The 14,669-nt window shown below is 42.0% G+C and carries 14 protein-coding genes; 2 read left to right on the forward strand and 12 right to left on the reverse strand.

Annotated features, from left to right (window positions below; genetic code table 11):
* Window positions 1-58 precede the first annotated feature (58 nt).
* From PKO01S_RS11120 to PKO01S_RS11145, 6 genes are read right to left on the reverse strand one after another with little or no spacing between them, the layout of a single operon-like run.
* Entirely contained in the window at window positions 59-1,807 is a 1,749-nt protein-coding gene (locus tag PKO01S_RS11120) for an ABC transporter ATP-binding protein (RefSeq protein WP_127531414.1), read from the reverse strand.
* Window positions 1,804-3,549 carry an ABC transporter ATP-binding protein gene (locus PKO01S_RS11125; protein ID WP_127531415.1) on the reverse strand — a complete coding sequence of 582 codons (1,746 nt, stop codon included), beginning with the start codon at window positions 3,547-3,549 and terminating at the stop codon, window positions 1,804-1,806. Before PKO01S_RS11125 ends, PKO01S_RS11120 begins: the two co-directional genes overlap by 4 nt.
* 24 nt (window positions 3,550-3,573) lie before the next feature.
* A complete protein-coding gene (locus PKO01S_RS11130; protein WP_164779571.1) occupies window positions 3,574-3,825 on the reverse strand; it encodes an acyl carrier protein in 252 nt (83 codons plus the stop codon).
* Between the two features lie 25 nt (window positions 3,826-3,850).
* Window positions 3,851-4,333: a GyrI-like domain-containing protein gene (locus PKO01S_RS11135; RefSeq protein WP_127531417.1), complete on the reverse strand. Its 483-nt coding sequence runs from the start codon at window positions 4,331-4,333 to the stop codon at window positions 3,851-3,853.
* A gap of 19 nt (window positions 4,334-4,352) precedes the next feature.
* Complete coding sequence (locus PKO01S_RS11140) at window positions 4,353-5,369, reverse strand: hypothetical protein (RefSeq protein ID WP_127531418.1); 1,017 nt, start codon at window positions 5,367-5,369, stop codon at window positions 4,353-4,355.
* The gene (locus PKO01S_RS11145) at window positions 5,366-6,490 is read right to left on the reverse strand and encodes an aminoacyl--tRNA ligase-related protein (RefSeq protein WP_127531419.1); all 1,125 of its coding nucleotides are present in this window, start codon (window positions 6,488-6,490) and stop codon (window positions 5,366-5,368) included. Before PKO01S_RS11145 ends, PKO01S_RS11140 begins: the two co-directional genes overlap by 4 nt.
* Before the next feature lie 156 nt (window positions 6,491-6,646).
* Between PKO01S_RS11145 and PKO01S_RS11150 the strand changes: the two genes are divergently transcribed.
* Complete coding sequence (locus PKO01S_RS11150; protein ID WP_127531420.1) at window positions 6,647-7,033, forward strand: VOC family protein; 387 nt, start codon at window positions 6,647-6,649, stop codon at window positions 7,031-7,033.
* Between the two features lie 14 nt (window positions 7,034-7,047).
* Entirely contained in the window at window positions 7,048-7,848 is an 801-nt protein-coding gene (locus tag PKO01S_RS11155) for a phytanoyl-CoA dioxygenase family protein (RefSeq protein WP_164779572.1), read from the forward strand.
* A 56-nt stretch (window positions 7,849-7,904) separates the two neighbouring features.
* Here PKO01S_RS11155 and PKO01S_RS11160 read toward each other — a convergent pair whose 3' ends face one another.
* The 6 genes from PKO01S_RS11160 to PKO01S_RS11190 form a co-directional block, all read right to left on the reverse strand.
* Complete coding sequence (locus PKO01S_RS11160; RefSeq protein ID WP_127531422.1) at window positions 7,905-9,086, reverse strand: glycosyltransferase; 1,182 nt, start codon at window positions 9,084-9,086, stop codon at window positions 7,905-7,907.
* Window positions 9,087-9,106: 20 nt separating this feature from the next.
* Entirely contained in the window at window positions 9,107-11,038 is a 1,932-nt protein-coding gene (locus PKO01S_RS11165) for a carbamoyltransferase C-terminal domain-containing protein (RefSeq protein WP_127531423.1), read from the reverse strand.
* Window positions 11,035-11,784 (reverse strand): sugar phosphate isomerase/epimerase family protein, encoded by a 750-nt coding sequence (locus PKO01S_RS11170; protein ID WP_164779573.1) that lies wholly within the window; start codon window positions 11,782-11,784, stop codon window positions 11,035-11,037. Before PKO01S_RS11170 ends, PKO01S_RS11165 begins: the two co-directional genes overlap by 4 nt.
* A gap of 64 nt (window positions 11,785-11,848) precedes the next feature.
* Window positions 11,849-12,700, reverse strand: coding sequence for a phytanoyl-CoA dioxygenase family protein (locus PKO01S_RS11175; protein WP_127531425.1), 852 nt, complete (start codon window positions 12,698-12,700; stop codon window positions 11,849-11,851).
* A 9-nt stretch (window positions 12,701-12,709) separates the two neighbouring features.
* Window positions 12,710-13,471: a phytanoyl-CoA dioxygenase family protein gene (locus PKO01S_RS11180; RefSeq protein ID WP_127531426.1), complete on the reverse strand. Its 762-nt coding sequence runs from the start codon at window positions 13,469-13,471 to the stop codon at window positions 12,710-12,712.
* Between the two features lie 537 nt (window positions 13,472-14,008).
* Window positions 14,009-14,669, reverse strand: a 661-nt coding sequence (locus tag PKO01S_RS11190; protein WP_127531427.1) for a carbohydrate-binding protein, incomplete at its 5' end; no start/stop codon positions are given.

Consider the following 14,669-nt stretch of genomic DNA (forward strand, 5'->3'; position numbering starts at 1 on the left):
GTTAGTCTCCTTTGTTATATTTTTTATTTGTTGTAAATCGTATTAAATATAGTCCAGTCTAGCAATCATTGTCAATAGAAGATACCGGCTGCTGAACAAGCGTACGAAAAGTTTCGTTTCGAACCATTAAATCCTCTGGCGTTCCAATTGCTTCTACCTTCCCGTCGCTTAATACAACTACCCGATGAGCGTTGCGCAGAAGGTTCGTATTATGAGTGGCTATAATACACCCTTTTTTTCCATCCGCGTAAAGATGTTGTCGTATTTGTTCCTCTGTTGCATTATCTAGGCCACTTGAGAAGTCATCGAGCACTAGAAGATCAGTACAACGTAGTATCGCTCTTGCAATGGCAATACGCTTTTTCTGACCTCCGGAAACCATTATCCCTCCCGATCCTACCTGGCTTTGAAGTCCATGATTCAATAAACTCACATCCGGGTTTAGTGCAGCGTACTGTACAGCTTCTTGCACTTCGGCTTCTGTTATGTCATCCAACCCGAATCTAATGTTCTCTTCTAATGTGCCGCTAAGAATAGCCGGTGATTGAGCAACATATGCCACCGCAGGGGAAACCATCGCCTCACTCTGAATCATTACTTGTGAGTTCCAACGCACCTCACCTTCCTGAATAGGAATAAGCCCTAAAATACACTTAAGTAAAGTGGATTTTCCGGAGCCTATTTTGCCTGCAATAACCACAATCTCGCCCTTAGCTACCGTAAATCCAATATCCCATATGCCTTTATTTCCTACCGGGTACTTATAGGTTAATCCTCGCACCTCAAGCAATTCAAGCGGCTCTGGTCTTTTCATAACGGGACTATTAAGCAACGAGGCCCTTCCTACTACGCCATGCATTTTCGGTCTTCCAATTAACCGCTGCAAACGGTCTATAGACACCTTGGCCTGCTTGAAATCACCTGTGATTTTTCCGAAGAATTGAATGAATTCAGCTGCATAACTCAAATAAATTACAAAGAGTGATAAGTCGCCCACCGTCATTCTGCCATCTGCTCCTCCAATGGAGGCCGCTAGTAGAATAAATCCCGTTCCGATCTGAACAATATTCGAAGAGGCATGTCTCATGGCTTGATTGAATAAATGATGCTTCAGCATTACTTGCCGGTTACTATTCAAACGAAGACCATATTGAGAGACAATATCCTTCTCCGCAGAACTAATTTTGATAGCTTGTACTATCTGCATGATATCCCCAAGAAAACCACTAAGAGCAGAAGTAGAGTCACGTGAATCACTCATTAACGACTGGAGACGTCCAGACAATAGGTGTACAAGCAGCAGAACTAGCATTAACGGAACCATTACCCACAGAGTGATGAAAGGATTTATGCGCATCATAATAAAAAATGAAAGCATTCCAAATATAAAGATACATATTGCATCCAATAATCCTGTCAACGTATCATCAATTTGATTAACATCATCCCTGAAATAATTAACTGTTTCCGAAGGCGAACCCGATACTGCTTCTCCCGGTGAACTAATTAATACACGCATGAGATTTAATCTGAGCCTTGATGTAATCCGAAAACGATAGTCCGCATCTGTCCATGAGCCCATTACAATCGAAGCGCTGCGAAATGCAGCGATTGTAATAAACCCAACAACCACTCCCCATAGATTTACGCCTGCCTCCGATTGATTCGATACCGAATCAAAAAACATTCGGGTCAGTAAGCCTAAAGCGATTGGAGAAGTATAGAACATAAGCCATACCAGAACGTTAAGCGTATATCTCGGTAACTCTCGCGCAATCATTCTCTTAAAAAATAGCAGCGGACTCATGGTTGTCCCCCTTCTATTCCCCGCGCTAATAATTGCCTATATTGCGAGTTCGTTTGATTCGATAATTCCTGCATTGAGCCGGATTCGCTCACATTTCCCTGATCCAATATCATAATGCAATCCGCTAAATCCGTTAATTCTATTCTATGGGTTATAATTATGCCGGTTCGCCCCTGCAATAATCGTTGTATGGCATGTTTTAACTTTAATTCCGTTGAAATATCCAACTGCGATGTTGCCTCATCCAATATGATGATCTTAGGATCCTTTAGGAAAACGCGTACGACCGTCAGCAGTTGCGCTTCACCTGACGATAGCTTTGAGTTAGTTGGTCCTATTAGTGAGTCCAGGCCCTTATCCCGTTCCCTGTACCACTCTGTGAGTCCCAATTCATCGAACGCTTGAATGATCTGAAAGTCTTCAATCGATGGGTTAAATAAGGTCAGGTTATCGCGTATCGTACCATGAAACAGTTGTACCTCCTGCGTTACATAACCAATGCCATCCCTTAGTTCGTGAGTCGTAATCTCTTCAACTTGAACGTCGCCTATGACAATCCGACCGCTCTTTGGTTTATATAATCCCGTTAGTAGTCGCGCCAACGTAGATTTGCCACTCCCTGTTCGTCCTAAAATACATAAGGTCTCTCCATGCTTAACATGTATATTGATATTCTGCAGCAGAAGATTCCCGGATGTGCTATAAGAGAAAGAAACATCCTCATACCTAATCGAATAATGGAGCAGGCTTTTCCATGAAATTGAACTCTTTTGTTCCTCCGGTTCAATGGAAAACAGTTCATTAACTCGCTTAATATTTGCTTCCGCTTGCTGCAGATTGTCCATTTCAATTCGGATATCTTCAAGCGGTTTAATTAACAGGCCTGAATAATAAAAAACAACATATATGCTTCCCAAACTAATGGCGCCGTGTCTGGATAAGTAATAGCAAATGATAAAGGCTGAGGCCATGGCCATCTGATACAGCATTACCGATACAACCCACGGAATACTCCCCCACGTAATTGCTTTCCTTTGTAGAATCAGCCATCTATCAAAAAGCTTGCTCATTAGTCGAATCGTATAGTTGGCCGCTCCGTTTACTCTTATTTCGTCTAATGCGCTTATTCGTTCTTGTAGTAAACCATAATACTCAGTTGTAAGCTCCCTTAGCTTAGACCAATAAGGAATAATCAATTTTCGTGTACGAATAATGATATAAAACGCTACCGCTGAGAAGAGCAGCATTGTAATCCCTATCTGCCAGCCTTCTAAAAATAACAAAATAATTATTCCGGTCCACACAAGAAAATTGGTGGTGATCGACACAACGATTTGTGAAAAAAAGTGAACGAGTGGATTGACATCACCATCAATTCGCTCGATCATAGAACCGGGCAGGTTACGATCATAGAAGCTCATTTTTAGTGACAAACTATGCCTAAGCAGATCTACCTTTAAGGCATTCGTAGCTTTTAATCCAATGAAAAGACCGAGATAGGAAGCCCCTAAGCTGAATAGATGGGTCGCGATCGATAGGAGAATAAACATTAGGGGAATCAATATGGACTGGTAACCGCTCTCATGCATAGAATGATTTATAAATAATTTAAGCAGCTGCGGGTTTGCTAGTTGAATCAATGTCCCTGTCAACAAAAGAATGCTCAAGGCAATCATTTTTTTCCATTCTGCAGCTAAATATACGGCATACAGTTTCATGTATCCTCGAATCGCCAATCTCAATGAGAAGACCTCCAATATACCCGCCTATGACTGCAGGCTGCGTTCAACGATATCACTAACGGAGTCGACCGATTTAAAATTATCGAGTAGCACTTCCTCGTCAGGGACATCTATGTTGAATACTCCCTCTAAATCAACGACTAACCGAATAAAGTTAATCGAATCCATCCCCATTTCAAGCAGTTTGCTGGATTTATCTACGTGCTGGCCATCCTTAAATACCTCTTTCAAACACCCGATGACCAACTCCTCGATTTGCAATCTATCCATGTTCATATGTTCATCCTCCATTATATAAGTGTTATTGGGAATAAGGATCTTTCCAATTTTCGCCTTTCAAAGGAATAAATATATCAAACTCCAATATCTCAATACCGGTTCTTCTTGTGGTTTGATGATACTCCAATTGAAGTGCAAACGGATCTCTCTGGAGACCTTGTTTTTTTATCCACTTAAAAAGCAGATGATACGTACGAATAATACTGCTCTCAGGCCCCTGGTGTCGTACGGTAGCGTAGGAATGTTTTTGAATAATGAATGTTTCCATTTGGGATGGTACATCGTTTCTGTCTTTTATAACTCTGCCAATGTGAAAAGAAAAAATGTTCTCGATAGGAATGTGTGCGCAATAATAGCCCTCTTGCAGCCATTCACGCTCCGGTTCTACGTGAACAAATCTTTCCCAAAGTTCGTTGACTTGTGTCCCCATATCCGTTACTGGGCCCGTACAACCCAGACTCGCCAGTCTAAACTTCTCTATTGTCGTTATTGTTGCTTCATTCATCGATTCTTCTCCTCCATTTCTAGCCGGCAGGTAATATAGTTAAATACTCCATTAATAGCGGAATCCCTCTTTTTTCCTGTTCATAGATCCGTTGAAACCTGTTGCTGATTTCCGACAGCAAAGAACCGTCATTATGCTTTTGATAGCGATAGGAAAGAAGCTTCACATTCAATATTTCGATATTTCGTTTCCTATATAATGCTGCGGCTTTATCCAGCAAGGGATGGTTGAGCCTCTCATGTAATGCCTCACATCTCTTTATCATTACACGATTATGGATCAACAGCTTATGAATATTTATATTCCACAGCACATACTCCTCTGGGTCAACCCTAACAGTTGTTGCAATCTCCTCAAAATAGTACGCTAAAAACGCGGCGACATTGGAGCCGAGCACGAATGTCCGGGGAGAATGAAATGCGTACTCGTTCCTTCCCTTATCGAAAGCAAAGTAAAGATTTCTAAAATCCCAGCAACTAAGCTTTTCTTCCTGCAAAGCGATGCTTGCTATTGGATAACCATAAGGTATCAGCCACCTATTTCTGTCATGTTCATCTGCCGCTTGATTATATGCCTCTAGCAATTCTTCCGATTTTAGGACGAATGTGCCGTATTTTTTCCCGTCTACGTCAAAACCCGCCAAATAAAGCTCATCTTTTGATTTATCGTAGCCATAGACTAATGCCTCGTGAATCAAGTTTTTTAGACCGAAATATTGTGAAACCTCGATATATTTCCAGTTTAAAAATATAAGTATATATTGACCTTTATCAATCTCACTTGCGATGTACTCCAATAATCTTGAAGTTGCCGAATGGTCCGGACCTCGTTCATCGAGTACCTCTGTATAGCAGCTCAAGTGATCCTCGAACCGTATAACTGGGAATTGGCTATCATTGCTCAGAAGGGTTAAATTGGTGAAGCGGCTTAGAAACCACGGTGGAGTTGTCTGTGAGGAGAATAAAATGCTCAGCCTCAAATTATGATAGCATTCTGTCTCAAATCCTGGATTCTCGTAGAGAGGTAATTGCCTCATCGTCTCTCCTCCTCGAGAATATCCCTAAATTCCACAGGCCAATTGTAAACGTCCGGGCCATGAGTGCTTCGGAGCGCTTGGATCCATCGGTCTATGCCTATCGCCACACAACCTGAATGATGTTGCACATCATTAGCATTCAAACCAAATGCATCACAAACCGCACTTCCGCAATAGTTAAATGAAGCAATACTATAACCATCTTCGTCACCTTTACCCGATACTATCAACTCATACTTTAACTCTGCAGCCCTCTGATAAACGGACTTATTATTTTCATTTTGCGTGAAAAATGGATCGTTTGCGCTGACTATGCTGCCCGTTAACCCCAACTTCAAAAATAAGTCCCAAATCAGATCCATCATTTCAGTGCGAATATTAAGGACTTCCGTCTTCGTACCGACAAACACAAATTCCCTCATATGAAACTCTAGTAGCCTAGTTTCCCCTCTTTTACCCACCAATTCATTCCTGAAGCATTTGCCACCGGCAGTTATTTTCTTTATAAGAGATTGAGAATCATAGTTTGAGAACTCTTCGTAAGCATGATAACAAATACATGGACGAAGGTAGAATGGCTGCATCCGAAAATAACTTGCAGTATCCTTATCAGCTACTATATCAGCTCTATAATTACCCATAATTTCATTGTTGTGAGGGATAGCTGCTACTCTCATAGTGTGCTGAGGGAAATTATGATTGTACTGGCATTTATTCATAATATCTTCATGCAAAAAGGTCGGATATTCCCGTATACACGCTCCATTACTTGAGAACATTTTTTGCAAATACCCATCCAACGCTTGCTTATACTTTGTCTCATCGTCCTTTAACATCAATCCGCCGTGAGTTGAGACAGGTATCATCTTTCCTGTTGATTGTTTTCGCTTTGAAGTTGTCCTTATGATTCTGCTAGGTACTAATTTAAAAGTTTCTGCAACTCGAAGTGCCTGCTCGATTTTTTGTAGCATCTCCTGATCAGGCCATTTATCCATATCAATTTCAAGCTTTGAAGCGTTCACTTTAACATGGTTTATTGATTCCGATACAAAGCAAATGAAGTCTAATTGTTCAGCTACTCTAAGCTCGTGCCCTTTTTTGATGTCAAAGCTGATAATCAAATTCGTTGCCTCCTTTCCTTCTGAAAAAATTTTACCTTGAACCGGGAAATACTTCTCGGCTTTTTATTGGTACTATTCTCATCACAATATATACCGAGCATCATAATTATTAAAAAATTACATTTATCATATAAACTGTACATTTGGAGGGAACCTATGAGCGACAGCCCTGATTTTCGAGTTGACAGCATTGCTTTACCCGTTCGCAATATTGTAAAATCCATGGATTGGTACATTAAACATTTTAACCTAAAACTACTCTGGGTTTACAAAAAATATGCCAGCTTGACAGCTAATGATTACTCAGCACCCTATGTAACGCTTGTTCATATTCCGAATATGGAGCCGTTGAATTTAATGGCCGGTCATGAACCCTGTCCGGTTCTCAATTTTTTCACTTCTGATATTGAGCTCGTTCATGAAAAGCTAAGAGCTTCCCATGTTCCCGTCAGCAATATTGAACATCATGAGAATGCATTAAAACGTTGTCTGGTCACAGATCCGGACGGCAATTTTATAGGCATTAGCAGTTATCCGGAATAAGGAGGGATCGTCCGTTGCGAATCAGTGCGGCTCAACGACAGTCCTATTGGGATCGGGGATATACAGTTATTAAAGGAGTATTTTCGAAGGAAGAAACTTCGAGAATGATACAGGAGCATGAAGCAATTAGATTAGCTTTTATAAAAGACAAGAGCATTGTGCAGGATAGCCACTATCCGTTATCCAGCCTCTATCCGGAACTACACGAGACGTTCCGTACTAATGATTATGTTTTTCAATTTTTAACCTCTCCAAAGTATTTCGGTCTAGTCGAGCAGTTGCTAGGAGAGGAAGCTCTCGCCGTCGGAACGACCTTTTTTTTCAAACCTCCAGGCAAAAACTCCTTCCTACTTCACCAAGATAATTACGATGTCGGCGCATCTCCGCAGCCTTCTTGTGCACTATGGGTTAGTCTGGAAGACACCTCAAGAGAGAATGGCGGACTCTGTTTTATTCCTTATAGTCACAAGCAAGGACTTTATTCTTCCCAAACTCCGGCTGGCCATCGTTACGGACTTGTTTCTTCGAGGGTACCCCAGGTCGAAGAAGACCCCGTTCTCCTGCCTCATGGTTATTGGATGGAGGATATGACGACTCAAGCCGGTGATGTCGTTGCCTTTAATGGTTTTGTCGTTCATGGTTCTTTCCCCAACAATTCCAGATATCAATTTCGAAAGGCATTTACCACTCATTTTATACCGCGCAGCAGCGAGAGCGTATTTGTCTTCAACAATCAACTTGTTGACAAAAACGGTCAAATAAACAGGCTTCCACTAAACCGGCATCATCCGCTTATTCGGGATCTATTAGGATAAAGTTACAACTAGAAAAGGCAGCTCTCAAGCGACTACACGCTTTGAGAGCTGCCTTTTTAATCTCCGGCAAGTAATAATATCAACTCGACCATTAGCTCCTTGCCTCCATAAGGCCTTTGACTTATACTTTCTGCAATCCGGCATGCTTTGTCTTTATACCCTCGTTTCAACATGAACGTGATTGTTTTTATTAAATCGGTGCTATTATATGAGGTGGGTAGAATGAACTCACCAACCCCGAGTGAAGCAAGCTTTCGTGCATAAAACTCTCTTTCTGTATGTGTGGGCAATATTAATGAGGGTATTCCTGAAACAATTGCCTTCATGCAGCTTCCGTGGGTACCAGAGTGAATCATTAGCGCTGCTTCAGAGACAATATCGGGAGAGAACTCGGGTACCAGCTCCATATCGGGCTTCATCCGTTCCCTCCAACTTCGTGGCAATCTCTCTGACAATAAAATTTTCACCCGGTATGGTTGATCGTACAAGGCATCTATAATACGCTTTACCCACTCGTAAATGCTAACTCCTATGGAGTCCTCCTCGTGCCCGGGTTCGACGAGAATAAGAGGACAAGAAGACTCACTTTCCTTCTTCTTGAGCATCGGTATCCAAGATAGAATCGGCCCAGCATACTTAATAGAGTCCATTGTAATCGGATCCATTTCTGGAACGCCCAATACAAGATTAATGTCCCCCAAATTCAAGTCTTCCACTTTGGTAATAGGAGGGAGTCCCAACGAATGCAATACACGATTAAAAATAGGCGTTACCCTCATTCCAGGCGGGACGGCCCGTGCTTCGAAGAACAAAGCTTCTCCAAACGGATGGAAGCAGGATTGTCCTATGGCCATTAAAGGAAGGTTGAAATATTTAGCCGCAATAGCAGTATGAGGACTTTGGTCAGAGATAACTACCCTTGGTTTATACTGCTTAACCATCTCTATACGCCCTGCTATCCATTGCTCAACAAAGCGCTCATCAGTAAAACCACGCTGAGCATAGTAATGATCAAGGTTGTAGAAGACCGTGCTTATTTTTACTGCATCCTGTGTCGGTTGCATAGGATCGGCATCTTCTAAGTGAATAAAACCGTTATCTTTAACGACTTCTGCCGCCTTTGCTCCGTAGACGCTGAATGCGACCTCATAGCCTTTCTGTTTTAAAATCCTAGCTGCTGGCAAGCAGCGATTAAGCGGAGCAAGTCCTCCGCTTAATCCGAAAAATATTCGTTCCACCCCATCCCCCCCTTGTTCTACTATTCACCACTGGAGTAATCGTTTAACCGTCTATAGAACTTGACCTCTTTAATTATTTTCTGGGCGTCCTGCTCCTTTGACGCATCGAGAGACTCCTTTGGATTTATTCGTTCAACAACATCCTTATAGAAATCCAGCGTTTCAAACGGAATACCATAAGGGTTAACGGTTTGCAATGCTTCTGCTTCCTCTTCCTCCGAGTTAAAACTATTCATATTCACCTGCCGAACGCGAGGCTTGGACACATGATAGTTTTCATGATTATGCAACTCGTACCGTATACTATTAATGTAAATAATTCGAATCCCCTTTGTTACGGCAAAATGAAGAGCCTCCCTTACCTTATTCACAATAGGTTCGCCTTTATCGTTGAGTGAGGTATTGCAAATAATCGGAATTCCTGTTTTTTCTTTAAAATGACTTAAAATACAATACAGAAGAGGACTCTGTACCTCATTTATTGTCTGAACTCTTGCGGAATCATCCAAATGAAGTGCGGCTGGAATTAACTTCCTTTTTTTCGGCTTTACTTGAAACGTACGAAGCATATAAGGGGAGGAATCCGCTTGCTCAAACCAGTTTCCTATCTCTTCTTCAAGAATAATTGGTGCGACTGGGCGCCACCATTCTCTTCTCTTAATTTTATTAATATGATTCTTTGCTTCTATTGAAGCAGGATTAGCCAGAATAGAGCGATTGCCGAGGGCGCGTGGACCTAGTTCAGCTCGTCCATGAAACCAAACGATTGGCTCATGCATAATATCCTCGACAATTTGATCAAGTTGTAACGGGGAGCTCTGAACGATATATTCATCGTACATTTGAATTGCTTCCTCTCCATCATCGGCAACTCCTGCAAATGCATTCGGCAAATTAAATTGTAATTGTTTGCTTTCCAACTTCATCTTTAAGTAAAAAGCGTAGAGCCCCATTCCTATTGATAACCCTGAATCATTGGCACAAGGAGGTGCGATAAACCCCTTAAAGCCATATTTATTCATGAGATGACTATTGGTCGGACAATTTAATGCGTAACCCCCGGCAACGGCCAAATACGTCTGGGAGGGAGTAATATCGAACTCTTGAATTAGTTTCTCAACGTTATTCTCCATAATACAAATCGAGGATTGCTGAATAATCTTCATTGTCATACTTGCCTTATTCTCGAATTCCGTGAACCGGGAATCCCAATCAGTAATTCTTGCGTCCCCTGAAGACACTTCTTCAATCTGTCGATATATATCTTTGATATATTTACGCGTAGGCATCATAGAACTTAGGTCAGAAATGAATATAGGACTTACCTCGCAAGAAAATTTGCTTGTACATCCCGAAGCAAGCGCCATTAAAGTTCCTTCCTCTAGACCCAGAAGGTTTTTTGCTTCAGCCCAAATATAACCGGGTGAACTGATCGGTGCGTATCGAACCTTCCCCTTACTCACATAGCAAGCAGCGTAATAATTTTTGTCTAAGCGTTCGGAACGATCGATAACGGAATCAGGACCTCCATCTACGGCTAATCCTAATATGGAGCCTCCATAGAATATAGAGGAATCGAGGAAGATTGCCGAATACAGATGAGAGAGGCTGTGATAGGACATGTACGGACATTCTGTCTGAGAGGCCAGGAAACTGCTATCGTTCGTCTGAAGTTGTGGAGTTCCCCAGATCTCGACCATATCTTCTAATGAAAGATTCAACGTCTGCAGCAAACTTTCAATGACATCCTTAGCTTGTTTCACGCTGTAGAAAGACTGTCCATGTTGTTTGATCCCTGTGAATCTTTCCAACTCCCAACAGCAAACCAATTCAATCCGACCATCTATAACACGAAACAGCGCAATGCTTTGATCGTGACGGATTTCACTTCGGGTAAAATAACATATGGGATCAATATGCATATAAACAGACAAGTAGTACCCTTCTGTCATAGATCCTCCCTCCTAGACAGTAACTTACGCTGCTCAACGAAGCGTATACTGTTATCAATTAAACATTCGATAGATTCCTCAAATACGTTTTCGAATTCCATTGTCATGCCCCCTGTAAAACCTATCCTTTGCAGAATATTCAATATTGCTGCACAGGGAATTATGCCATCATCCAACGAAGTTCCACGAGTATGACGCATCGTGTATACAGCTGTTTGTACAGCTTTGATATTGTTAATATGGAATCCAGCAATTACGTGCAAATAATGCTCGATAAATGCAAGGATATTTATCCCTGCCAGATGTAAATGCGTAAGGTCTGGGACAAGGTAGATCTCACTGTTCATGGAATGAGTCAACCATTCGATATCTTCTAGCTTAAAAATACAATGACCAAAATGCGGATGAATAGCGACTTTTATACCCTTGTAAGTATACCGTTTTATTGTTTCTTTTATTTGAGAAGCCATCCTAGCATAATCTTCTTGTTCCATCGTCTTGCTAAGCTGAATTCCAGGACCTAGCGTGACCATAGGAATTCCTAGAAAAGCTAGTTTATTAGCCAGCTTTTCATGATTAATATATATTTGGCGTCTATGGCCCCAATGGGCGAAATGACCGAACTCAAACACGGAAGAGATTTGTAAGTTCAATCTTTTTAACTCATATTTCCAATATTCCTCATCACGTAATAGTAACTGTTTGCTTCCCAGTTCACAAAAATGGAATCCCTTCTCTGCAATCATTTCCATACCCTCCTCGGGTTGATTTCCCCAATGAGCCATATGAAATGACCATTCAGAATATGGATTATTCATTAGACTTTGTTTTACTGCGCGTCCAGCCGTTATTACCATAATAATTTCCTTCCGTAACCGCAAAGATAGATCCATGATTTTCAGTAATTTTAGGCGTTGTATTTAACCGTCTTCTTACTCTATTTCCGTTTCTATCAATTAAATTATTAAAATTTAGAATGAGTCGTTCTAATCCCACGCCTGCAAAATGCACTAATAAAGCACGACGAAATGTATGTGCCGTTTCATTTTTCAACGATCCATGAACTGTATCGCCACTAAAGATAACGACATCCCCGGGCTCTGTACTCAAGTATACTTTTTCATAATTATCAGGAAGCAAGGACATCTGTCCGTAATCGGAGAATGATTCTTGAATATTGTCTAATCTGCGGATGGGAGGAAGTAAGCCGAGTTTATGAGATCCCTTATAAAAATATAATCCTCCATTCGCTGGATAAGAGGAATCTAAGCTAATCCAGGCGGAGCAGGTTGTACCAGGTGCTGCCCCGATGGCGAAATTATCTTGATGGTCTGGAAGTCCCTGTACTCCTGGCCCTTTGAAATAATAACTCGTGGAAACGACTAAAGATTCTTCTTCGATTAATTCTTCAACGGTTCTTACTAGCCGTGGGCTTAATATTTGCTTTTTAATTGTATCCGACTCTTGATGATAATCTCTCAAGCGAGGATAGAGGCTCGCTATAGGATTCTCTTTCTCTAACGAGACCTTGCCTTCCTTAATTAAACGCAACCAAATCAGTTCGTATTCAAGCTTCAGAATATCCACTTGCTCTTTTGAAAACAATCCCTTTGCGATCATATATCCGTTTGTCTCAAGATTTTCCTTTGTATATATGTTCATTCCTCAGATTCACCTCTTCCCAGGAAGACTATTCAATCGTCGTCTCACGCGATTCCCCTCTTTATCCAACAGTTGATTGAAGTTTAGATACGTTTTTTCCGAGCTTGAACGTGCATAATGAGTAATAATTGCTCTCCGATATCGGTCCAATGACTGATTTGGATGAGAAGCATGAACAATCTGTCCATTAAAAATGATTATGTCTCCCGGTTCTGTCACCAATTCAATCGTCTCTTGACCCTCAACGATAAGATGTTCCCCTTCACCCCATGCACCACTTGCAGAATCCGGAGTCTTTATTTCCCATGATCCTGTCCCTTTATAGAAGTACATGGACCCGTTCTGCGGATCTGCCTTGTCCAGACTTACCCACACAGCATGCGTAGTATCGGGACTAACGCCAATATTGTAATTATCCTGATGATTTCCCATCCCTTCCGCTCCCGGTGGCTTCAGGTGATAATTGCTAACGATTGCAAGAGGGGCTTCTCCTAATAAATTCTCAAGTAATTCAATCACCCTTTTATCCAGTATGAATGATTTTACAAGATCATCCTCTCTATGAAAGTCCCTTAGAGGAGAAAACAGACTATCTAGGGGCCTATCGATATCTTGTTTGATTTTCTGATCGCGAACGAGGTCCAACCATATCTGACGAAATCTTTCATTAAGTTCGTCCACATCATTTTGCAAGAACACTTTACGCACAATTAAATAACCGTTCTCTTCGTAAAAACGTTTATCTTCAATGGTAAGCTTGGAAACAGACATGCTATCACCCCATGATTAGAATTGAACATGATAAGAATACTAAACAATCACAATTCCGACTCGGGCATCTATGCGGTAAACAAAGCCGAAACTAAGGCGCAAAGCCATGTATCCGGTGCTCGGGTGCGCTAAACCCAATTTCCCGCACCGAAGATAATGCTTTTTCCTATTCCTTAAACCGTTACGACTGGATTTATACTTGTCAATATTCTTCACCACCTTATCGATACCAACCTTCTTCCCTGTCAGACCTTGTATGTCTTTCACAATCAATCTTTATTCGTAGGTATTGGACATTCCGATACGAGAGTCCATTCTAAAATACTTGAAGTGCCTGCCATTTACCTATTTCCCCATTATTAGGCACCAAATTGTTCAATCATTCGATATTCTTTTCACAACCCCTTATTATTACATTTGACCCTCATTGAACATCCGCAATTGGATTCTTCGATTGAGCTTACAATATAAAAAAACGGCGAACATGGCTGATGAAGCCGCCGTTCGCCGCAATTGTTGCATCGTTTTAAGACCGAACTATAAGGTGTATTCCAAATAATCCAACTGCACGTCCCACATTCCGTTATCCGTTGTAACGATCAGCTTGACGTTCGTGGCCCCCGTTGCGTGCGTCACATTGGACAAGGTCTGAACCGTCGGCGTCGTGCCTGTGAAGGTGAAGGTGCCAACGGTCGTTCCGCCGATTTGCAAATCAACCTGAGCCGTGCCTGAGTTCGTTGATGCCCCCCGGAGGGAGAACGTGTGCGTCCCGTATGCAAAGTACTGATCAAAGCCGGCACTGTCATTATTGCCGTATAAGACTACCCCGGCGAAAGGTGAAGTGATCTTACCTGCATAGGTCCCGCCAAGTGTCATATTCTCGGTTTCCACTCTCGTTGCCGATCCGGAGCCAGAACCTGAGCCAGATCCTGCCGCATCGGTGGAGAACTGCCAATAATCGAAGTTAAACAGATTGCCTGACCCGCCTGTAAACACGAAGAATACGCGATGCACGCCCGTTGCGCCGCTCACCGCGGTCTGCAGTTCTTTCCACGTTTGCGCTCCGCCCGTAGCCGTAACATTCAATGTCCCGACAAGCGTACCGGTCGGACTGTCCAGACGGATCTCAATGTTGCCTCCCACCGTAGAGGCGACATTCGCTTTGAACGACTTCGCTCCGCCGGAACCGAAATCGGCG

The organism is Paenibacillus kobensis NBRC 15729, from assembly GCF_004000825.1.
GTDB classification, from domain to species: domain Bacteria; phylum Bacillota; class Bacilli; order Paenibacillales; family Paenibacillaceae; genus Paenibacillus_T; species Paenibacillus_T kobensis.